Origin of the sequence: Kitasatospora sp. NPDC094015, from assembly GCF_040304075.1 — a bacterium.
Classification (GTDB): Bacteria; Actinomycetota; Actinomycetes; order Streptomycetales; family Streptomycetaceae; genus Kitasatospora.
This window is the reverse complement of record NZ_JBEOUL010000017.1, coordinates 72,653-94,028: the sequence shown is the minus strand read 5'-3', so window position 1 is coordinate 94,028 and position 21,376 is coordinate 72,653. Positions and strand designations below refer to the sequence as shown.

General features: G+C 76.5%; 12 protein-coding genes. 3 read left to right on the top strand and 9 right to left on the bottom strand.

Going from position 1 to position 21,376, the window contains the following annotated elements; translation table 11 throughout:
• Positions 1-90: 90 nt before the first annotated feature.
• The gene (locus tag ABT014_RS21090) at positions 91-252 is read left to right on the top strand and encodes a hypothetical protein (RefSeq protein ID WP_350640528.1); all 162 of its coding nucleotides are present in this window, start codon (positions 91-93) and stop codon (positions 250-252) included.
• A gap of 40 nt (positions 253-292) precedes the next feature.
• Positions 293-616 carry a plasmid stabilization protein gene (locus tag ABT014_RS21085; RefSeq protein ID WP_350640527.1) on the top strand — a complete coding sequence of 108 codons (324 nt, stop codon included), beginning with the start codon at positions 293-295 and terminating at the stop codon, positions 614-616.
• Between the two features lie 171 nt (positions 617-787).
• Here the strand turns inward: ABT014_RS21085 and ABT014_RS21080 are convergent, their stop codons facing one another.
• From ABT014_RS21080 to ABT014_RS21070, 3 genes are read right to left on the bottom strand one after another with little or no spacing between them, the layout of a single operon-like run.
• Positions 788-1,612: an APH(3') family aminoglycoside O-phosphotransferase gene (locus ABT014_RS21080; protein ID WP_350640526.1), complete on the bottom strand. Its 825-nt coding sequence runs from the start codon at positions 1,610-1,612 to the stop codon at positions 788-790.
• Positions 1,613-1,616: 4 nt separating this feature from the next.
• Positions 1,617-2,159 carry a GNAT family N-acetyltransferase gene (locus ABT014_RS21075; protein WP_350640525.1) on the bottom strand — a complete coding sequence of 181 codons (543 nt, stop codon included), beginning with the start codon at positions 2,157-2,159 and terminating at the stop codon, positions 1,617-1,619.
• Between the two features lie 53 nt (positions 2,160-2,212).
• Positions 2,213-2,548 carry a hypothetical protein gene (locus ABT014_RS21070; RefSeq protein WP_350640524.1) on the bottom strand — a complete coding sequence of 112 codons (336 nt, stop codon included), beginning with the start codon at positions 2,546-2,548 and terminating at the stop codon, positions 2,213-2,215.
• Positions 2,549-2,646: 98 nt separating this feature from the next.
• Here ABT014_RS21070 and ABT014_RS21065 point away from each other — a divergent pair, with 98 nt between their 5' ends.
• Positions 2,647-5,916 carry an AMP-binding protein gene (locus tag ABT014_RS21065; RefSeq protein ID WP_350640523.1) on the top strand — a complete coding sequence of 1,090 codons (3,270 nt, stop codon included), beginning with the start codon at positions 2,647-2,649 and terminating at the stop codon, positions 5,914-5,916.
• A gap of 183 nt (positions 5,917-6,099) precedes the next feature.
• Here ABT014_RS21065 and ABT014_RS21060 read toward each other — a convergent pair whose 3' ends face one another.
• The 6 genes from ABT014_RS21060 to ABT014_RS21035 all read right to left on the bottom strand — a co-directional run bounded on the left by ABT014_RS21060 (position 6,100) and on the right by ABT014_RS21035 (position 21,330).
• Positions 6,100-7,344 (bottom strand): MFS transporter, encoded by a 1,245-nt coding sequence (locus tag ABT014_RS21060; protein WP_350640522.1) that lies wholly within the window; start codon positions 7,342-7,344, stop codon positions 6,100-6,102.
• Positions 7,345-7,475: 131 nt separating this feature from the next.
• Positions 7,476-7,643, bottom strand: coding sequence for an MbtH family protein (locus tag ABT014_RS21055; RefSeq protein WP_350640521.1), 168 nt, complete (start codon positions 7,641-7,643; stop codon positions 7,476-7,478).
• Between the two features lie 30 nt (positions 7,644-7,673).
• Positions 7,674-10,832: a non-ribosomal peptide synthetase gene (locus ABT014_RS21050; RefSeq protein ID WP_350640520.1), complete on the bottom strand. Its 3,159-nt coding sequence runs from the start codon at positions 10,830-10,832 to the stop codon at positions 7,674-7,676.
• Positions 10,816-16,356 (bottom strand): non-ribosomal peptide synthetase/MFS transporter, encoded by a 5,541-nt coding sequence (locus ABT014_RS21045; protein ID WP_350640519.1) that lies wholly within the window; start codon positions 16,354-16,356, stop codon positions 10,816-10,818. Before ABT014_RS21045 ends, ABT014_RS21050 begins: the two co-directional genes overlap by 17 nt.
• Before the next feature lie 81 nt (positions 16,357-16,437).
• Positions 16,438-19,578 carry a non-ribosomal peptide synthetase gene (locus tag ABT014_RS21040; RefSeq protein ID WP_350640518.1) on the bottom strand — a complete coding sequence of 1,047 codons (3,141 nt, stop codon included), beginning with the start codon at positions 19,576-19,578 and terminating at the stop codon, positions 16,438-16,440.
• 390 nt (positions 19,579-19,968) lie between these two features.
• Positions 19,969-21,330, bottom strand: coding sequence for a glycosyltransferase 87 family protein (locus ABT014_RS21035; RefSeq protein ID WP_350640517.1), 1,362 nt, complete (start codon positions 21,328-21,330; stop codon positions 19,969-19,971).
• Between the last annotated feature and the right edge of the window lie 46 nt (positions 21,331-21,376).

Sequence of the window (21,376 nt, the reverse complement as noted above, 5' to 3'; positions counted from 1 at the left end):
TCCTCCCGGTGTGGGATGGTTCCGGCGGGGTAGTCGCGCGGTGGGCCGCTCCGGAGCGGAGCGGGATCGACGCGCAGGGAGGAGCACACCATGGGCAGGTCCGAGGACGAGGCCGCGCGACGCGACGAGGCGGCGCGGGACCGGCCGGAGCAGGAGCGCACGACCGTGACCCCGACCCCGGCGGACGTCCGGGCGAAGGCGGAGGCCGACAAGGAGGCCGAGCCGCCGGCGGCGGACGCCGCGGCGCCGTGAGCCCGGCTGCCGCCGTGCCGTAGCGATGCGAGGAGGAGCCATGCCCGCCGGTTCGAACAAGAAGCGTGAACGCCAGTACGAGCACATCAAGGACAGCGCCCTGGACCGCGGCGAGAGCCGGAAGCGGGCCGAGGAGATCGCGGCCCGCACGGTCAACAAGGAGCGCGCCCAGCACGGCGAGTCGAAGACGGCCAGCCGCTCCTCGATCGACGACATGCCGGCCTCCCGCCGCGGCGGCCAACGCTCGCACTCGGGCGCCCAGGGCCCCACCTTCGACCAGCTGTACAACGAGGCCAGGCAGCGCAACATCCACGGCCGTTCGAAGATGAACAAGCAGCAACTGGCCAGCGCCCTCGGCCACTGACCGACCCTCGCGCGCACGGTGCCCGGCAGCCCCGCGTGGGCTGCCGGGCACCGTGCTGCGCAGGACCAGCGGAGCAGGAACCGCGCCGGGCGCTGCTGGAGGTACCCGCCCCATGAGGCGGCCGAACGGGCGTGCAACAGCTCGCTGTGGCGGAATTCGCGCGCCGGTGCGTCAGGCGAACTCGTCCAGCAGTTGGTAGAAGGCGACCCGCCGCTCGTCCACCCCGCCGGGCGGGTCGTAGCGGGTCAGGAACCGGTCGGCCAGGGCGGGGGCGTACTGGTGGGCGTTGACCGGGGCGGCGAGGCTGCGGGCGGTCAGGGCCAGGTCGGCGTAGCGGTCGGCCCGGCCGAGGCGGCCGAGGTCGATCAGGCCGGTGACCCGCAGGGTGTCCGGGTCGAGCAGCACGTTGGGCAGGCAGAGGTCGCCGTGGCAGAGCACCACGTCCTCCACCGCCGGTACGGTGGCGTCCAGTTCGGCCAGCAGCCGGTCCGTACTCCAGCCGGTGCGCGGCTCGTCCAGGTCGTCGAGGTCGACCAGCCCGGCGGCGGCCGCCCGGCGGGCAGCGGGGAGCGTCGTCGCGAGGGTGCGGTCGTACGGGCAGTTCGCGGTGGGCAGCGCGTGCAGGGCGCGGGCCAGGGCGGCGAGCGCGTCGACCAGGGCGGGCAGCTGCTCGGCGGGCCAGGGGTCGGCGGCGGAGCGTCCCGGGACGGCCCGGGTGAACAGCCAGCCGCCGTCCGGGCCGGTGTCCTGGTCGAGGATCTCCGCGGTCGGGATGCCCTGGGCGGCGAGCCAGGCCGTCCGCTCGGCCTCGGCCGCGAGGTCGGAGCCGGGGTCCGGGTGCGCGGAGCCTGGGTCCGGGTGCGCAGGGCGGCCGGCCACCTTCAGGTAGCCGGTCATGTCGCCCCGCTCCAGCCGGTGGACGGTGGCGCCGGAACAGCCGACGGTGACCGGCGTCCAGCGGTACCCGGCGAAGCGGCGGCGCAGCGGGTCGGTCACCGGATCAGCTCCCGGCCGGCCGGGTCATCGCGAACTCCAGTCCGCGGCACGGCTGTTCGTCGTCGACCGGCTGCTCCTCCCCGGTGCGCGCGAAGCCGTGCCGGTCGTACAGCCGTTCGGCGGGGGCGTTGCCCTCGGCCACCCAGAGCCGGACCTCGGGCCGGCCGAGCTCCTCGGCCCGTTCGATCACGGCCCGCACCAGCAGGTCGCCCACGCCGCGGCCGCGGGCCCGCGGGTGCACCCACATCGAGACCAGTTCGGCCCGCCCGTCCCCCGCGCCGACCAGGCCGGCCAGCCCGCACGGCGCGCCGTCCAGCTCGGCGATCACCGTGTTGCGGGCGGTCAGCCGCTCGCGCCAGCGCTCCTCGGTGAAGGCGGCCTCGCGCGCGTGGGTGGAGCCGAAGGCCTCGGGCGCCTGGGCCAGTGCGGCCAGCCGGACGTCGCGGTAGCGGGTCCACTCGTCCGCGGCCGGGCGGCGCAGCACCGGGGCGCCGCCGGTCGCGCTCCGGTCGGGTGCCGGGCTAGCGCCGGGTGTGGGGGTCGTCATGCCGGGGACGATGCCACCGGGCCTCCGGGGTGCGCAAACGGATTGCGACCGGCTCAGCCGTCCAGCAGCGCCCACAGGTCGGCCTCGTCCTGCTCGGCCAGGGCGAAGGCCGCCGCGAACAGGCGCAGCGTCCCGGCGGAGAGCATCCGGCCGGTGAGGGCGCGGGAGACCCGGTCGCGCAGGGCGCGGGGCAGGGTGTCGCTCTCCGCCGCCTCGCCGTTGAGCCAGAGCCAGTGGGCGAGGACGCGGGTGACGGCGGCCTGGTTGACCCGGTCGGGGGTGGCCCGGGCGACGTGGCGCAGCCAGCGGGTGCGGTAGGGGCCCGGGCGGGCCAGCAGGTCGGCCAGGTGCCGCCCGGCGGCGGCCGGGCCCGTGCTCCGGACGTCCATACCCCTCCTCCCGCGCCCGCGCCGCCCGGCGGGAGCGGGGCGGTGGGCGGCGCGACACAAGCGCGACAGTACGGCGCTACCCTCGCGAGGCCCGCGCATTGGTCCAGACCATAGCGGAGGTGCCGGGTGCGGCGCCACGGTCCGTCCGCCTGCCCGTCCGTCAGCGGGTCGGCCCCGGTGGGGCGTTCGGCCCGGCACCGGCCGCCCGTCCGCAGAGCCGCACCCAGGAGCCCGCCATCACCGTCTCCGCCCACCCCGCGCCGTCCGCTCCCCAAGCCGCCCCGCAGGCCACTCCCCTGGCCACTTCCGCCGGGTCGCCGACCGTCCCGGAACTGCTGGACGCCCGGGCCGCCGAACACCCCGACCGGATCGCGCTCCAGGTCGTCGGCGGCGCCGCCCTCACCTACGGCGACTGGCGCGCATCGGCGCTGCGCGCCGCAGTCGGCCTGGCCGGGGCCGGGGTTCGGCCCGGGGTCCGGGTGGCGCTGCGGTTCCCGAACCGGGAGTGGGAGCGCTACGCGGTGGCGTTCCTGGCGGTCCAGTACGCGGGCGGGGTCCCCGTCCCCGTACGGGAGGACCTGACCGAGGCCGAGGCCGGCCGGCTGGCGGCGCTCGCCGAGGCCCCGGTCACGCTACGCAGCCCCGCGCTCGACGCCCTGCCGGACACCGCCGACCTGCTGCTGGACGCGGTCCTGGCGCAGCACCCCGAGGTACCGCAGGCGCCCCCGCACCGGGTCCGGCCGCAGGACCCGGCCCAGGTGATCGGCACCTCGGGCACCACCGGCGAGCCCAAGGGCGTGCTGGCCGCGCACGGCAACCTGACCGCCGGGCTGAGCCTGCGCCCGCGCCCGCGGCCGTACGCGCACTCGCGCCACGCGCTGCACGCCTTCCCGATCGGCACCAACGCCGGGCAGGTGATGCTGCTGGGCGCGCTGACCGGGGCGCCGACCGTGCTCAGCCTGCCCCGGTTCGACGCGGAGGAGTTCGGCGCGGCGGTGGCCGGGCACGGCGTGGGGACCGTCTTCCTGGTGCCGTCGATGGCCGTCGAACTGCTCAACTCCGGTACGGCGGAGCGCCACGACCTGTCGAGTGTGGTGCTGGTCAGCTCCTCGGCCGCCGCGCTGCCGGCGCCGGTCGCGGCCCGGCTGGCGCAGGCGCTCCCCGGGGCCGTGCTGGTCAACACCTACACCTCGGCGGAGGCGGCGCCCGCCCAGCTGTCGGTGATCGTCGACCCGGCCCGCGCGGGCGCGGTCGGCCGGCCCGCCGACCCGGCGGACCTGCGGGTGCTGGCCGAGGACGGCACGCCGGTGCCGGTGGGCGAGGTCGGTGAGGTCTGGCTGCGCCAGCCCGGCCCGCCGCGCAGCTACCTGGGCGAGCAGGCCGGCGGGTCGGCGGTGTTCCGCGACGGCTGGGTGCGGATGGGCGACCTCGGCCGGCTGGACGCGGACGGCTACCTCCACCTGGTCGACCGGGAGAGCGAGGTGATCAAGTCCGGTGCGCTGAAGGTCTCCACGCTGCGGATCGAGGAGGTGCTGCACGAGCACCCGCAGGTCGCCGACGCGGCGGCGCTCGGCCTGCCGCACCCGGTGATGGGCGCCGTCCCGGTGGCCGTGGTGGTGCCGGGGCCGGACGGGCTGGACCTGGACGCGCTGCGGCTGTTCCTCGGGAGCCGGCTGGGCCGCCCCGAGCTGCCGGTGCGGATCCTGCTGACCGACCGGCTGCCCCGGAACCCGAGCGGCAAGGTGGTCAAGCACCGGCTGCGCCCGCTGTTCGAGCAGGAGCCGGCCGGCGCTGCCGCCACGTCCCCGGCCTCGCGGACCGAACTGCGGCTGGCCGCGATCTGGCGGCGCCTCCTCGGCCGCCCGGTCACCGACGTGGCCGCCGAGTTCTTCGCGCTCGGCGGGGACTCCTTCCGGGCGGTGCAGCTGGCCGCGGCGATCGGCGCCGAGTTCGGGACGGCGGCCGGCACGGCGCTGGTCTTCGAACGGCCCTCGCTGCGGGCCCAGGCCGCCTGGCTGGACCACCCCGAGCGGGCCCGCGCCGCAGCGGACGAGCCGGCCGGAGCCGGTGCGGCCGCCGTCAGCCCGTTCCTGGCGGCGCTGCGGGCGCAGCCGCACGACGTCCCGCTCAGCTCGCAGCAGGAGAACTTCTTCCGCTGGATGGCGGAGGCACCCGGGCGGGACGCGGGCGCGGTGACGGCGCTGTTCCGCGTGACCGACCGGCTGGAGCCGGAGGTACTGGGCCGCGCGCTCACCGAGGCGGTCCGGCGGCACCCGGCGCTGCGTACCAGGTTCGTGCCCGTCGCCGGGCAGCCTGGCGTGGTGCGGGTCGTCCTGGACGAGCAGCCGAACGCCCGGATCACCCTGCTGGACGTGCCCGGCGCGAGCGACGCCGAGGTGGACGCGCTGCTGATCGCCGAACGCGACCGGCTGACCGACCTGGCCTGCGACCCGATGGCCCGGCTGCTGGTGGTCAGCCGCGGGGCCGAGGACCACGTGGTGCTGCTCGCCGTCCACCACATGGTCAGCGACGGCTGGTCGATCGGCGTGCTGCTGGCCGATCTCGGGGTGCTGTACTCGGCGCTGCGGCGCGGGCGCGGCGCACCGCCGGTCAGGTCCGGCCCCGGCTACCGGGAACTGGTCGAGTGGTCGAACGGGCACTGGCCGGCCTCCCGGGCGCACTTCGCGACGGCGCTGGCCGGGGCGCCGGAAGCGGTCGAGCCGTTCGCCGGACGCCGGGAGGTCGAGGAAGTCCTCACCCGGGGCCACGAGTTCGCCCTCCCGGCGAAGCAGGCGGCCGCTCTGCGGTCGCGGGCCGCCGAGCTCGGCGCCACACCGTTCCTCGCCGTCACCGCGGCCTGGGCCGGACTGCTCGCGGCCCGCAGCGGCCGGCCCGACCTGGTGGTGATGACCCCGGTGCCCGGGCGGCCCCGGCCCGAGGCGGAGCGGGCGGTGGGCTGCTTCGTCCAGTCGCTGCTGCTCCGCGTCGACGCCTCCGGCGGCCCGGGCTTCGCCGAACTCCTCGACCGCCTGCGGCACACCGCCACCGCCGCGCTCGACCACCAGCTCTACCCGTTCGCCGAGTTCAGCCCGGCGGCACCGTTCGCGGCCTGGCTCCGCTACGAGGCCTGGGCCGCCCCGGCGCAGCTGCCCGGCCTGACCTGCGGCCCGTGGGAGCTGCCACGCGGCAGCACCGTCCCGTGGCCCCTGCCGGGCGGCGACCGCGGCGTCCCCGAACTGACGGTGGTCGAGCAGCCGGACGGCGCCCTGCGGTGCTGGCTCCAGTACAACGCCCTGGCCTTCGACGAACCGACGATCACCACCCTGGCGGCGGACTTCGTGACCGCCCTCGCCACCGCCTGCGGCTGACCGGGGCCGTACCCGGAGGCGCTCAGGGCCTGCGACGGATCGACCTGGACCGCCGGCCCTTTCGTCAACACGGGCTTCACCGACTGCGGGTAGTGCCGCCCGTGATGTCCGTCCGAGCGTGTGGCCGGAGTCCCGGTGCCTCCCCATGGCTGCGGCACTCCGGCCAGCCCGCCACCACCGGACCTATGAGACGGCCCGGCGCAGACCACGAAGTGACGGGCTGGCCAGACCGGCAGCCGCGGCCACGCAGCCCAGGACGGCGCACAGCACGACCGCGCTCCTGGCGTCGGCAGCGCTCGCGAGCCAGCCCAGCACGTTGTTCGCCACCACCAGCGCCAAGCTCTGCACGAGCGACAGCAGTGACTGCACCCGGGAGAGATGCGTGTCCGGAGCCCCGACCAGGACCAGCGGGCCCAGGTGGCACGCGAACATGCCCGACCCGGCACCGGCGACCACGGCCGCGGCGACGGCGGCCCCCGCAGCCGGAGCCGCAGCGAGACCGGCGATTCCCAGTGCGGCGAGCCCCAGGCCCAGGCTCGCGCCCACCCCGACCCGGCGCATCGGCCCCAGACGGGCTGCCAGCAGCGCGGCCAGGAGAATACCGGCTCCCTGCCCGGCAGCGACCAGGCCCGCCGATCCCGGACCCCAGCCGTTCGATCGGGCCAGCAGCGGGCCGAGCAGAGCGACCACCGGCAGCAGCCCCGCCGCGGCCGCGGCCGTCAGCAGCAGTGCGGGTCGCAGCACGGGATCCCTCGCCACCAGCTTCACCCCGTCGGCGATCCCGGCGAGCAGGCTCTCAGCGCCAGGTGACGCTTGCGTCTCGGCCCGCGGCCGCACCCACACCATGACGGCCAGGACGGCGGCGAAGGTGCCCGCGTCGACCAGCGCCGTCCCGCTCAGGCCCGCGACGGTCACCAGCAGCGCACCCAGCGGGGCGCCGACCAGGGAAGCCACCTGGCCGCCGGCCTGCCCCAGGGCCATGGCCCTGGGCAGTTGCTCCCTGCTCACCAGACGGCGCGGCATGGATCCCGTCGCGGGGAGGTAGAACGCATCGACCGTCCCGACCATGGCGGCGAGCCCGAACAGCATCCACGGCGGCGTCCCCCAGGCCCGGCCCGCCACGGCCACGGCGAGCACGGCGGCCAGCATCACCACGTCCCCTGTGATCATCACGCGGCGGGCGCCGAAGCGGTCACCCACTGCCCCTCCCAGCAGCAGGAGCACGGTCCGCGGCAAGGTGATCGCGGTCAGCACCAGCGCGGCCGTCCGACCGCCGTGCGCGCTGGCCGCCCACCCCAGCGCGAAATAGAGGGCCGCGTCACCGGTCAGCGAGGCCCGGGTCCCGGCGAGCCAGAGCAGGTACGACCGGGGAAGGGCCGATCGAGGGGGAGCAGAGACAACGGATTCCGTGGTGCCCAGTGATGCCATGGGCGCTGACCATAGGGCCCTCAAGTTGGTCGAGGGCAAGTCATCCTTCGTCAGCAACTGCCGAGCGACGCTCGCCCGGCCTCCCTGTCGACTTCACCCGGACGAGCGACAACACACAGGGCCGAGTCCCGTCAGGGGCGGGCGCTGAGGGGGCGGAGGTCGGTCCAGACGGTGGCGATGTGGGTGAGGCACTCCTCCCGGGTGCCGCGGGTGCCTTCCGGGCGCCAGCCGGCCGGGGGCTCGCGGTGGGCGGGCCAGACCGAGTACTGCTCCTCGTCGTTGACGACGACAGCGAACATGGTGTGCTCCTCGAAGAGTCGGTTGGGCGGTCAGCCGAGGCGGTCGGCGGCCTCAGCGTCGGTGAGTGCGTCGATCTCGGCGATCAGCAGGGCTTCGACCCGCTCGGCGAGTGCGGCCAGGACGGGGTGTTCGAAGACCTCGCGGATGGTGACGTCGAGGCCGGTCAGCGAGCGGATCCGGGCGGCCACCCGGGTCACCCGCAGCGAGTCGCCGCCGAGGGCGAAGAAGTCGTCCAGGGCGCCGGCCTTGTCGACCCCCAGCACCTCCCGCCAGATGTCGGCCACCAGCTGCTCCGCGTCGGTGCGCGGCGCCAGGTAACCGGCCCCCGCGGCGGCCGGTCCGGGCTCGGGCAGGGCCGCCAGGTCGGGCTTGCCGTTGGGGGTGAGCGGCAGGCGGTCCAGGACGGTGATCGCCGCGGGGACCATGAAGGCGGGCAACCGCTGCGCCAGGTGGTCGAGCAGTTCCGGCCCGCCGGGCGCCTCCCCGGGGGCGGGGACGGCGTAACCGAGCAGCCGGTCGCCGCGAGCCAGGACCACGGCGTGCGCGACGGCCGGGTGCGCCGCGAGGACGTGCTCCACCTCCCCGGGCTCGACCCGCTGGCCGCGGATCTTCACCTGGGCGTCGGTGCGGCCGAGGAACTCCAGTGCCCCGCTCCCCCGGTGGCGCCGTACCCGGTCGCCGGTCCGGTACATCCGGGCGCCGGGCAGCGCGCCGTAGGGGTCGGGCAGGAAGCGGTCGGCGGTCAGGTCGGGGCGGCCGGTGTAGCCGCGGGCCAGGCCGGCGCCGGCGAGGAAGAGTTCGCCCTCGCTGCCGTCGGGCACCAGGCCGAGCTGCCGGTCGAGGACGTAGCAGCGCACCCCGGGCAGCGGGTGCCCGATCGGCGGCGCTCCGACCGGCTCCGCGGCGGTCAGCTCGGCGGCGGTCAGCTCGGCGGCGGTGGCGATGACGGTGGCCTCGGTGGGCCCGTAGGTGTTGACCAGGCGGATCCGGTCGCCGTGCCGCTGGTGCCAGCGGGCGAGCGCGGCGGGCTCCATGGCGGAGCCGCCGAGCACCACCAGCCGCAGCTCGGCCGGCCACGCGAACTCCTCGCCCAGCAGCACCAGTTCGTGCCAGTAGGCGGTGGGCAGGTCGAGCACCGTGACCTGCCGGCCGGCCTCGGTGCGCAGCAGGTCCGGCAGGGTGCGCCCGCCGCCGGGCAGCAGGACGACGCAGGCGCCGGAGGCGAGCGCGGGCCAGATCTCCTCGGCGTGGGTGTCGAACCCGATCGAGGCGAACTGGACGATCCGGTCGGCCGCATCCAGCCGGTAGCCGTCGCCGGCCATCCAGTCGATCCGGTCGGCGAGGGCGCCGTGTTCGACCACCACGCCCTTGGGCCGGCCGGTGGAGCCGGAGGTGAACAGCACGTACGCCGCGTCGCCGGGCGCCGGCGGCGGGTAGTCCACCGATGCGCCACCGTCCGCGAGTTCGCCGACGGTGACCACCGGCAGTCCGAGGTCGGGGCCGCCCGGGTCGGCGAGCAGCAGGTCCGCGTTGCCGTCCGCGACCAGCTGCCGCAACCGTTCGACGGGGTGGGCGGCGTCCAGCGGGAGGTAGGCGCCGCCGGCCTTCCAGATCGCCAGCAGCGCCACCACCAGGTCGTACGAGGGGGCGATCCGGACGGCCGCGACCCGGCCGGTGAGTGGGCCGATCCGGGCGGCCAACCGGGAGGAGCGGCGGTCGAGTTCGGCGTAGTCGAGGGTGTCGGGCCCGAGGGCCAGGGCGGGGGCGTGCGGGCGCAGGGCGACCTGCTCGGCGAAGCGTTCGAGCAGCGGGCGGCGGCGGGTGGTGGGCAGTGCGGGTCCGGCGCTGCGGGCGAGCAGGTCGGCGCGTTCGGCCGGGTCGAGCAGCCAGTCGCCGTGGACGGGGGTGAGCGGGTCGGCGCAGGCGTGGGCCAGCAGGGTCCGGTAGCGGGCGGCGAGCGCCTCGACGGTGGCCCGGTCGAGGAGTTCGAGGTCGTAGGAGAAGGAGCAGGTGAGCCCGGTCGGGGTGCGCCAGTTGTCGAGCAGCAGGTCGGCCTTGGCCCGGGCGAAGCCGGAGTCCATCGGCAGCAGCTCGACGCCGTCGGGGAGTTCGAGCGGGGCGGCGCCGGTCTCGGTCTGGCTCTGGAAGACGAACAGGGTGCGGAACGGCAGCGCGCCGGGCGGGGTGCCCTGGTCGGCGGCCAGCCGCTCCAGCGGGACGTCCTGGTGGGCGAGCGCGTCCATGGTGGCGGAGCGGACCCGGCGCAGCACGGTCCGGAAGTCGGCCGCGCCGCGCAGGTCGGCGCGGATCACGGCGGTCCGGGTGAAGGAGCCGACCAGTTCCTCCTGGGCGCGTTCGGTGCGGCCGGACAGCGGGGTGCCGACGGTGAAGTCCTGCTGGCCGCACCAGCGGCCGAGCAGGATCTGGTAGGCGGCGAGCAGCACCATGAACGGTGTGCAGCGCTGCTCGCGGGCCAACCGGTCGACGGCGGCGGTGAGTTCGGGGCCGAGGTCGAGGTCGGTGAATCCCGCCGGGTGCTCGGGCCGCGCGGGGCGGGGTCGGTCGGTGGGCAGCCGCAGCGGGGCGGCGCCGGCCAGCCGGGCCTGCCAGTGGGCGTAGGCCTGCTCGGCGGCGCCGCCGGCCAGCCGGGCGTGCTCGGCGCGGGCGTGGACGCCGTACTGGTAAGGGAGTTCGCCCGGCACCCGGCCGCGGTAGCGGGCGATCAGCTCGCGCTGGATCAGGTCGGCGGACCAGCCGTCCGCCGCGATGTGGTGCAGTACCAGGCAGAGCGCGTGGTCCTGCTCCCCGGCGCTGACCAGGACGGCCCGCAGCGGCGGTTCGGTGGCCAGCTCGAAGGGCGCGTTGACGTACGGTGCGAACGCTTCGGTGAACTCCGCCTCGGTGGCGTCGGCGGGCAGTCGGCGGACGACCAGGTCGACCGGCGCCGGCGGGTGCACCACCTGGCGCGGCTCCTCGCCGGCCAGCACGTAGCGGGTGCGCAGGATCTCGTGCCGCTCGACCAGACCGTCCAGGGCGGTGCGCAGGGCGGCCCGGTCGAGCGGCCCGACCCAGCGGTGCGCCAGGTACAGGTGGTACGCGGAGTCGGTGGGGTCGAGCTGCTGGAGGAACCACAGCCGCCGCTGGTCGACCGTCAGCGGGTGGGTGGGCAGGTCATCGGTCGCGGTCATCGGCCACCTCGTCCTTCGTGCGGGCGTGCAGGGTTTCCAGGCCGACCAGGTCGTCGGAGGCGGCGTCCGGCACCTCGCGGTCGAACCGGGCGAGGACCGGCACGCGCAGGCAGACCAGCGCGAGCAGGGCCATCGCGAGGCCGAACAGCAGGTACGCCAGGCCGATGCCGCGGCCCGCGCCGGTGCCGATCAGCTGCCCGACGGTGCCGGCGAGCGCGCCGCCGGGCTCCATCAGCGGCTGCAGCAGGCCGGGGGTGAGCGGGGCGACGACGGCGAAGCCGATCGGCAGGGTGGACCAGGCGACCATGGTGTTGACGGCGATGATCCGGCCGTGGAAGCGCATCGGCACCTTGGTCTGGATGATGGTGGCGTAGGTGCCGTTGAGCAGCGCGAGCCCGAGCGTCATGCCGAACGCGCCGAGCGCCACCAGCGGCAGCGCCGGGCGCAGGCCGGTGAGCACGCAGGCCGCGGCCAGGCCCATGGTGGCGTACAGCACCCCGCGCAGCCGCTCGCGCCGCGGGCCGCCCCAGATCAGCAGGGTCAGGCCGCCCGCCACCGCCCCGGCGCCGGCCGCCATCGCCACCCAGCCGGTGGCGGCGAGGTCGGCGAAGGAGAGCACCAGTGGGGTGGTGAGCAGGAAGAGCGGGGAGAGGAAGATGTTGAGCACGGCGAAGTAGACCAGCATGGCGCGGAAGTGCCGGCTGCCGAGCGAGCGCCGGAAGCCGGCCCTGATCTCCGCCGTCACGCTCTCCCGCCGCCGCCAGGCCATCGCCTGCGGGAACCGGACGGCGAGGGTGATAGCGACCGCGGCGGTGTAGCTGACCACGTCCAGGGCGAGGATCCCGCCGAGTCCGATCCCCGCCAGCAGCCCGACGGCGAACAGCGGGACCAGGAACTGGGCGAAACCGAGCGCCATCTGGACGATGCCGTTGGCCCGGCCGAGGAACCGCTTGGGCACCAGCTGCGGCACGGCGGAGCCCCAGGCGAAGCGCTGGAAGGCCAGCGCCGCGGAGAGCACGGCGATCAGCGCGTACGCGTGCCAGACCCGTAGGCCGCCGGTGAGGTACAGCACCAGCAGCGCGGCCTGGGTGGCACCGGCGGCGAGGTCGCCGGCCAGCATCACCCGGCGGCGGTCGCCGCGGTCGACCACGGCGCCGGCCAGCGGGGCGGCCAGGATGCCGGGCACCAGTCCGCAGGCGGCGAGCAGGCCGAGGTCGGCGAGCGATCCGGTGCGCAGGTAGACCCAGATCGGCAGGGCGAACTCGGTCAGCGCCGAGCCGATCATGGAGATCTGCTGGCCGGTGGCGACGGCCAGGAAGCGGCCCAGGCTGGGCCGGACCTCCCGCGCGGCGGCGGGCGGTGCGGGGTCGCCGGGGGCGGCCGGCCGTGCGGGGTCCCCGGCGGCGGTCGGCGCGCCGAGGCGGGAGACCTCCTCCAGCCACCAGGTGGCGTGCGGGGTGCGGGCGTGCCGCTGTTCCTCCCCCGCCGCGATCGCCGGATGGACGCCGGTCAGCACGGTGGCGAGCTCCTCGGCGCGGTACTTGAGGTAGAAGTGCCCGGCCTCGTCCAGCACCACCACGCCGGTGGTGTCGCTGAGCCGGTGCCACTCGCGGTAGCGCTCCTGGTAGAACTCGGTGGCGGGGTCGCGTTCGCCGACCACCGCGATGACCGGTGCCCGCAGCCGTCCGCCCTCGGTGCCGAACAGCTCGCCGAAGTAGGTCTCGGCCTGCCGGGTGCCGCTGCGGCGGTTGCGCACGATCAGGCCGAGCTGCTCGGGGGTGAAGTCCTCGGTGTCCAGGCCGGCCGAGGTCAGCGCGTTCACCATGTCCTGGTCGCTGCGCAGCCGTTCGACCACCCGGCCGAACCGCTCGGTGAGCGCGGCGCCGCGGCCCGCGGGCCGGGCGAACGGGAAGCTGCCGCCCAGGTGCACGGCCGCCACCTCCCGCCCGGCCGCCTCCAGCCGCCGGGCGATCTCCACGGTCAGCATGACGCCGAGGCCGCAGTGCCCGTACAGCACGATCCGGCCCTCCACGCCGGCCAGGATCTCCGCCGTGGTCTCTTCTGCGACCTGGTCGAACGGCCTTGCCTCCTCGCCCAGTTCGTGGCCGGGGACGGCGAGCGAGTGCAGCGCCCAGTCGGCCGGCAGGGCGTCCGCGAGCGGTTTGTAGATCAGCGCGCTGCCGCCGCCGTACGGGGCGCAGACGATCGAGCCGGTGGTGCGGGTACGCGGCGGGGTGAGCCGGTGCAGCAGCCGGCGCGGGCCGCGCTCCCCGGCCGGGGCGCCGAGCAGCGCGGCCAGCGCGCGGACGGTGGGGTGCTGGAACAGGTCCATCACGCCCAGCCCGGCGGCCGGGCCGGGCAGCGCGCGGCGCAGCCGGGCCACCACCTGGGTGGCGAGCAGCGAGTGGCCGCCGAGTTCGAAGAAGTCGTCGAGCGCGCCGACCCGTTCCAGGTCGAGCAGTTCGGCCCAGAGGTCGGCGATCAGCTGCTCCACCTCGCCCTCGGGCGGCAGCTGTTCGGCGCCGCTGGGCGGGCCGTCCTGCGGAGCGGGCAGCGCGGCCCGGTCGACCTTGCCGTGGGCGAGCAGCGGCAGCCGGTCGAGGACCACGTACCGGGCCGGGATCATGTAGTCGGGCAGCTGGTCCAGCAGCCGGGTGCGCAGCTGCGCGGGGGTGGGCGGCTCGCCGTCGCCGGGCCACTCCAGGTAGCCGACGAGCTGCTGCTTGACGCCTTCGCCGCGGGCGGTCACCACGGCCTGGGCGACGCCGGGGACGGCGGCGAGCGCGGCCTCGATCTCGCCGGGCTCGACCCGGTAGCCGCGGACCTTGATCTGGTGGTCGGCCCGGCCGAGGAACTCCAGTTCGCCGTCCGGCCGGTGGCGTACCAGGTCGCCGGTCCGGTACATCCGGGCGCCGGGCACCGGGCTGAACGGGTCGGGCAGGAAGCGGTCCGCGGTGAGGTCCGGGCGCCCGAGGTAGCCGCGGGCCAACCGGTCGCCGCCCAGGTGGAGTTCACCGACCACACCGGGCGGCACCGGGTCGCCGAGCCGGTCCAGCACGTAGCTGCGGGCGCCGGCCAGCGGGCGGCCGATCGGGGTGGATCCGGTGGTGGCGGGGCCGAGCGGGTCGACCTCGTGGACGGTGACGCCGACGGTGGCCTCGGTCGGGCCGTAGTGGTTGAAGACCGCGCACCGGCCGCGGGCGGCCAGGTCGCGGGCCCACCCCGCCGGGCTGGCCTCGCCGCCGAGCACCAGCGCGCGGCGCGGCAGCAGCTCCTCGACGGGCGCGTCGGCGCTCAGCGCGGCCAGGTGGGAGGGCGTCATCTTGAGGTAGTCGAGGCCCAGTTCGGCGTTGCGGAGGGCGAGTTCGGCGCCGGAGATGCGGCGGGGCAGCAGGTGCACCCGGCCGCCGGTGGAGAGGGCCAGGTAGAGCATGGTGATGCTGAAGTCGAAGGCCGGTGACTGCAGCAGCCCGTACGAGCGGCCGGGCTCGATCCGCATCCGCCGCCCGGCCCCGGCCAGGTAGTTGACGATCTGGCGGTGCTGGACGGCGACGCCCTTGGGCCGGCCGGTGGAGCCGGAGGTGTAGATGACGTACGCGAGGTCCGCGGGGCCCGCCGTCGGGGGCAGCGGTTCGGGCGCGCCCGGCCCGTCGCCGCCCTCCGGGAGCAGGACGGGGCGGCCGCCGGGGGTCTTCGCGGCCTGCGCCGGTTCGGCCACCAGCGCCGCCGCGCCGGCGTCGGCGAGCAAGAACTCCAGCCGGGCGGGCGGCTGTTCGGGGTCCAGCGGCAGGTAGGCCGCGCCCGCCTTGAGCGCGCCGACCATCGCCACGGCCAGCTCCGGGGAGGGCTCCAGGCAGATCGCCACCACGTCCCCCGGGCCGATGCCCAGGGCCCGCAGCCGGTGGGCGAAGGCGGTGGCCCGGCGGTCGAGCCCGCCGTGGGTCAGGGTCTCGGCGCCGACGGTGAGCGCGGGGGCGTCGGGGGTGCGGCGGGCGGTGCGGGCGAGCAGCTCGGTGAGGGTGGCCGGGCCGTCCTCGGGCAGGGCGGGGCCGGCCGCCCAGTCGGCCAGCGTGCTGTCCTCGCCCTCGGCGAGCAGCGGGAGTTCGAGCGCCGGCCGGTCCGGGTCGGCGAGCGCGGCGCGCAGCAGCACCTCGAGCCGCTCGGCGAGCCGCTCGACGGTGGCGTGGTCGAACAGGTCGGTCCGGTAGGTGACCAGCCCGTAGATCCCGCCGTCGGCCTCGTCGCGCAGGTAGAGCGCGAGGTCGTGGTGGGTGGTGGCGGCGCGGTAGCCGAAGCCCTCGGCGCGCGGGGCGCCGGCCGCCGGCAGGGCGGCGGGCTCACCGTAGTTCTGGTACGCGAAGGTGGCCTGGAACACGGCGGCGCGGCTGACGTCCCGTTCCACCGCGAGGTCGCCGACGATCTGCTCGAACGGCACCTCCTGGTGCGCGTACGCCTCCAGGGTCCGCTCCCGGACCCGGCCGACCAGCCGGCCGAAGCCGAGGCCGGGTTCCAGCTCCGCGCGGATCGGCAGCATGTTGACGAAGATGCCGACCAGCGGCTCCAGTTCGCGGTGCAGCCGGCCGGCCACCGGCGAGCCGACCGCGAAGTCCCACTGCCCGCTGTGCCGGGCCAGCAGCACCTGGTAGGCGGCGGTCAGCACCATGAAGCGGGAGGCGCCGTGCGCGCGGGCCAGCTCGCCGATCCGCTCGGAGAGCGCGGCGTCCCAGCGGAACTCGTGCGCGGCCCCGGCGTGGCCGAAGACCGGCGGGCGCGGGCGGTCGGTGGGCAGCTCCAGCGCGGGGACGCCGGCCAGCCGGGTGCGCCAGTACTCCCGGGAGGCGGCCAGGGAACCGTCGGCGATCCGCGCCCGCTGCCAGGCCGCGTAGTCGCCGTACTGGAGTTCGGGTGCGGCCAGGCCGTGCGGCACTCCGTCGGCGTGGTGCGCGTACAGCGCGTCCAGCTCGCGCTGGAGCAGGTCGATCGACCAGCCGTCGCAGACGATGTGGTGCAGCACCAGGGCGAGCACGTGCTCCTGCTCGGAGAGCCGCACCAGCAGCACCCGCAGCAGCGGTCCGTGCGCCAGGTCGAACGGGTCGGCGAGCAGCGCCTCCACCGCGGCCGCGGCCCGCGCGTCCGGCTCCGGGTCGGCGCTCGCGTCCAGGTAGCCGGCGGCGAACGGCGCCGGGTCGGCCACCAGCGCGTACGCGGTGCCGTCGGCGGTGGCCGGGAAGGTGGTGCGCAGGCTCTCGTGCCGGGCCACCAGGTCGGTCAGCGCGGCGTCCAGGGCCGGGCGGTCGCAGCCGCCGTGGATCCGGCGGGCCGGGGCCAGCGCGTAGGCGGTCGAGCCGGGGGTGAGCTGTGCCATGAACCACAGCCGTTCCTGGCTGCTGGACAGCGGGACGGCGGCCCCGGCCGGTCGCGGGTGGACGGTCCGGGCGGGTGCCCGGTCGCCGCGCAGGCGCTGGGCCAGCAGGGCCCGCTTGGCGTCGGACCAGCCCGTGGGCCGGGGCCGGGTGTCGGTCATGGTCGTCCTGTTCGGGTCGGGGAAGGGCCGCGCGCGGCACGGATCGGCGGACGGGGGCGGGCTCGGGACAGGGGCGGGCGGTCAGCGCAGGCGGGCGACGGCCTCGGCGATGCCGGCCACGGTGGGAGTGTCGAAGAAGACGTCGAAGTCGACCTCCACGCCGAACGCCTCGCGGATCCGGGCCGAGATCCGGATGATCGTCAGCGAGTGGCCGCCGAGGTCGAAGAGGTCGTCCTCGGGGCCGACCTCCGGGAGCCCCAGCACCTCGCACCAGATCGCGCACAGCGCCCCGGTGAGCCCGTCCCCGTCGCCTGCACCGGCTTCCGGCGCGGGGTCGAGGGCGGCCGGGTCGAGGGCCGGCGGCTCGGGCAGGGCGCGGCGGTCCAGCTTGCCGTTCGGGGTGAGCGGCAGCCGCTCCAGCGTGACGAACCGCGCCGGTACCATCGCGGCCGGCAGGGTGCGCAGCAGGTGCGCCCGCAGCTCCTCCGCCGTGGCCGGGCCGACCAGGTAGCCGGTGAGCCGCGGTTCGCCGTCCGGGCCCTGGTGCACCGCGACCGCCGCCTGGGCCACGCCCGGGTGCTCCAGCAGCGCCGACTCGATCTCGCCGGGCTCGATCCGGTGGCCCCGGATCTTGACCTGCTGGTCGAGTCGGCCGAGGTAGTCGAGGGTGCCGTCGCCGGCCCAGGCGACCAGGTCGCCGGTCCGGTAGAGGCGGGATCCGGGCGGGCCGAACGGGTCCGGCACGAAGCGCTCCGCCGTCAGCGCGGGCCGGCCCAGGTAACCGAGTGCCAGGCCCTCGCCACCGAGCAGCAGCTCCCCGGGCAGGCCGACCGGCACGGGCTCCAGCCGCGCGTCCAGCACGTACGCGCGGGTGTTGGCGATCGGGCGCCCGATGCCGATCCGGTGCGGCTCGGCGGGGATCTCCGCCCAGGTGGACCAGATCGTGGTCTCGGTCGGGCCGTAGACGTTCAGCAGCCGGGCCACCGAGGCGCGCAGCTCGCGGGCCAGCGGCAGGGGCAGCGCCTCGCCGCCGACCAGCGCGGTCAGGCCGGTGCGGCCGGCTCCGGCGGCCAGCAGCACCCGCCAGCCGGAGGGGGTGGCCTGCGCGTGGGTGACGCCCTCGGCCTCGATCAGCCGCAGCAGCCCGGGGCCGTCGACCGCCAGGCCGTCCGGGGCGAGCACCAGCCGCCCGCCGGTGGTCAGCGGCAGGAACAGCTCCAGCGCGCTGATGTCGAAGGAGAGCGAGGTGAGGCCCAGCCAGGCGTGTCCGGGGCCGGAGTCGAGCCGGTCCGCGAACGAGGCGAGCAGGTTGACCAGGGCCCGGTGGCCGACCGCGACGCCCTTGGGTCGGCCGGTGGAGCCCGAGGTGTAGAGCACGTACGCGGTGTCGGCCGGGCCGGGGCGGGCCGCCGGGCCTGCGTCCCGCAGCGGTTCGGCGGGCCGGCGCAGGTCGAGCACCGCGGGGGCCGCGGCGGCGAGTTCGGCGGCCGGCTCGCGGTCGGTGAGCAGCAGCGCCGCCCCGGAGTCGGCCAGCAGGAAGGCGAGCCGCTCGGCGGGGTAGGCCGGGTCCAGCGGCAGGTAGGCGGCGCCGGTGCGCAGCACGGCGAGCAGCGCGACCGGCAGCCGGGCGGTGCGGTCCAGGTGGACGGCGACCAGGCTGCCCGGTCCGATGCCGCGGGAGCGCAGCACGGCCGCCAGCGCGGTCGAGCGCTCGCGCAGGCTCCGGTGGTCGAGGCTCCCGTCGGCTGCGGTGACGGCGGTCGCGTCGGGGGCGAGTTCCGCCTGGCGGTCGATCAGGTCGAGCACGGTGAGCGCGTCCGGGAACTCCGCGGCGGTGGCGTTCCACCCGGTGGTGACGGCGTAGTGCTCGGCCCGTCCCAGCAGCGGCAGTTCGGCCAGCGGGCGGTCCGGGTCGGCGACCGCGGCGTCCAGCAGGACGGCGAAGTGACCGGCGATCCGCCGGGCGGCGTCCGGCGGCAGCAGCTGCGGGTCGTACTGGAACGAGAGCACCGCGCGCTCGGGCTCGTCCACCACCTGGAGGTTGAGCAGCGTGCGGGCGGCCTGGTTGAACACCGCCCAGTCGACGGTGGCGGCGGCGTCCTCGAAGACCGGGTCGGCCCCGCGCCGGCGGTAGCCGAAGGTGACCGGGGTGAGGCCGACCCTCGGGGTGAGGCCGCGCACCGCCGCGCCGAACGGCACGGTACGGAACCGGTAGACCGTGCGCAGCTGCGCGCGGACGGCGCGGGCGAGGGCGGCAAGGGTGACCTGCTCCTGGTCCACCGGGGGTACGGGCACCGGGAGTTCGTTGACGTGCAGGCCGATCGTGGTGGGCCGGCCCGGGCCGCGGGTGGAGAGCGGTACGGCGATCGAGGCGCCCTCGTTGCCGTAGCGCAGCAGCAGCGCGTGCGTGGTGGCGAGCAGCAGTTCGAAGACGGTGACGCCGGCCGCCTCGGCGGCGGCCCGCAGCGCCCGGTGCTCGACCGGGCCGAGCACCCGCTCGATGCTCTCGCCGCGGCGCTCCTGCGGCGCCGGGGCCCCGGCGCGGGCGGCGGACCCCTCCGGGCCGGGCCGCTCCAGGCCGGGCAGCACCGGCTCGGTGTGGTCGGTCCAGCGATCGCGGTACCAGGCGGCGGCCTCCTCGACCAGCGCCGGGGCCGGGTCGGCGAGCGCCTGCAGGGCGGTGGCCAGGGCCGCATCCGGGCTCTCGGCCGCGCCGGGCCAGCCGGGCTCGCGGTCGAACCGGCGGGCGTTGTAGGCGGTGGCCAGATCGGCGAGCAGGAGGTCCTTGGAGATGCCGTCGAACACCGCGTGGTGCGCGACGGTGAGCAACTCCGCGCTGCCGTCCGGGCGGTGGTACAGCGTGGCGCGCACCAGCGGGCCACTGTCCAGCCGGAACGGCAGCGCGGTGTCCGCCTCGACCCGCTTGGCGAACTCGTCGGCGCCGTCCCCGGTGGCGTCGACGGTCCGCAGCGCGGGGCGGTCGGTCGCGGCCCGCAGCCGCAGGGCGCCGTCCTGCTCCACCAGCACGCGGCTCAGCGCCGGGTGGCGGTCGAGCACGTCCTCCCAGGCCCGGGTGAGCGCGGCCGGGTCGATCCGCTCGAAGGCGGTGCGCACCGGCATGTGGTAGCTGCGGCCGGCCAGGCCGAGCCGCTCGGTCAGCCAGACCCCGTGCTGGGCTGCGCCGGCCAGGACGGACGGGCGGGCCGCGTTCTGTTCAGGCATCGCTGCTCACTTCGCGTGGTGGGTGCTGCGGAGGGTGGGAACCGTGCCGCTGTCCGGGGTTCGCGCCCCGGGCTCCGGTCCGCCGAGCGGCCGTGGACCCAGCCGGACGGTCGCTCCGCAGCGATTCACATCAGTTCAGATTGGTCCAGACCTGCGGAGAGACTGGCATAGACCAGAAAGACCGTCAAGGGCCGTCCCACCTGCCCTGACGGTCAGTAACTCAGCATGTTCAGAGCAAACTTGACACCGGGGACGACAGCTGCCGTCGCCCGTCCGGGTCCGCACACGCACCACCTCGGCCGCCCCGCCGTCCGACCCCCGGCACGCCGAAGGGCCCCGCCGCCCGCCGCCGGGCGGGCCGGGGCCCTGGCACACCGCCGACCGTGACGGTCAGTCGACCACCGGCACGCCGGCCACGCCTTCCCGCACCGCCACCCGGCGCACCCGGCGCACCCGCCGCACGGCCGCCCCGCCGAGCACCACCAGCGCGGCCACCCCGTACGCCGCCTGCTGCGCCCCGCCACCGTGCAGATAGACCACCGTGCCGGCGGCCGGCACAGCCAACCACTCCCAGCGGCCGTCCAGCGCGGCCAGCGCCACCACCAGCAACCCGTACCACGGGTAGTTCGGCGCGGCCAGCAGCAGCGCCGTCCCGGTGACCAGCAGCGCGCCCGCCCAGGGCTGCGCCGGATCGCCCCGGCGCAGCACGTGCAGCACCACCGCGAGCAGCACGGCCGCCGCCGCGTACGGGGTCAGTCCGGCCGGCAGCACCAGCCGCAGCAGGCCGAACCGCTGCACCGAGTCCTGGTCGTAGCCCTCCTCCCGCAGGTAGCCCGGCAGGTAGCCGAGCACCCCGCTGCCGGAGGCCCACAGGTACGGCAGGTAGGTGACCACGACGGTCGCCACCGCGACGGCGGGCAGCACCAGGTCGCGCCACCGGGGCCGGCGCGCGAGCACTCCGGACAGGGCGCCGGGCAGGGCGACGGCCGGCACCAGCTTGGCGGCGATCGAGGCCCCGAACAGCACCCCGCCGGCCACCCGCCGGCCGCGCGCCGCCACCAGCAGCGCGGCGACCAGCAGCAGCACGCCCAGGGTGTCCACGTGCGCGTCGTTGACCGCCCACAGCGCCACCCCCGGGCACCAGCCCCAGAGCGCGGCCCGAGCCGGCCGGCGCCGCACCAGCAGCAGCCCGGTGGTGGCGACGGCGAGCAGCGCCCCGCCCAGCTGCGCCGTCCGGACGCCGCCGCCGGCGCCCTCCAGCGCGAGGAACCAGCCCTCGGCGACCGGCGGGTAGATGGTCGGCACGCCGGGGCGGTTGAGGTGGCTGCACTGTCCGGCGGCGGTCCGCCGCTCGTCCCAGCCGGTGCACGGGCCCTCCGGCGGGAACAGGTCCGGCGAACGCTCCCGCAGCCCGGCCAGCGCCGGGTCGTCCGGCGCGTACCGGTACGGCGAGACGCCGGCCGCCTGCACCCGGCCGTCCCACCGGTAGCGGTAGGCGTCGTCACTGGTCCGCGGCGGCGCGAGCAGCCCGGTGGCGGCCACCGCGACACTCCCCGCCAGCACCAGCCCGACGGCCCACCGCCCGGGCACCCGCCGCACCAGCGCCACCGCCACCCCGAACAGCACCAGATCGGCCAGGTACCACCCGTCCAGCACCCCCGGCCGACCCAGCGTCCCCCCACCGGTCACGGTGCCGACGAGCGCGGCCACCAGCACGAACAGCGAGACGGCCCCCAGGGCGATTCGGGTCATCCCGCCACCCTGCCACCCACCTCCGCCCCACCGGCGCCCCGCACAC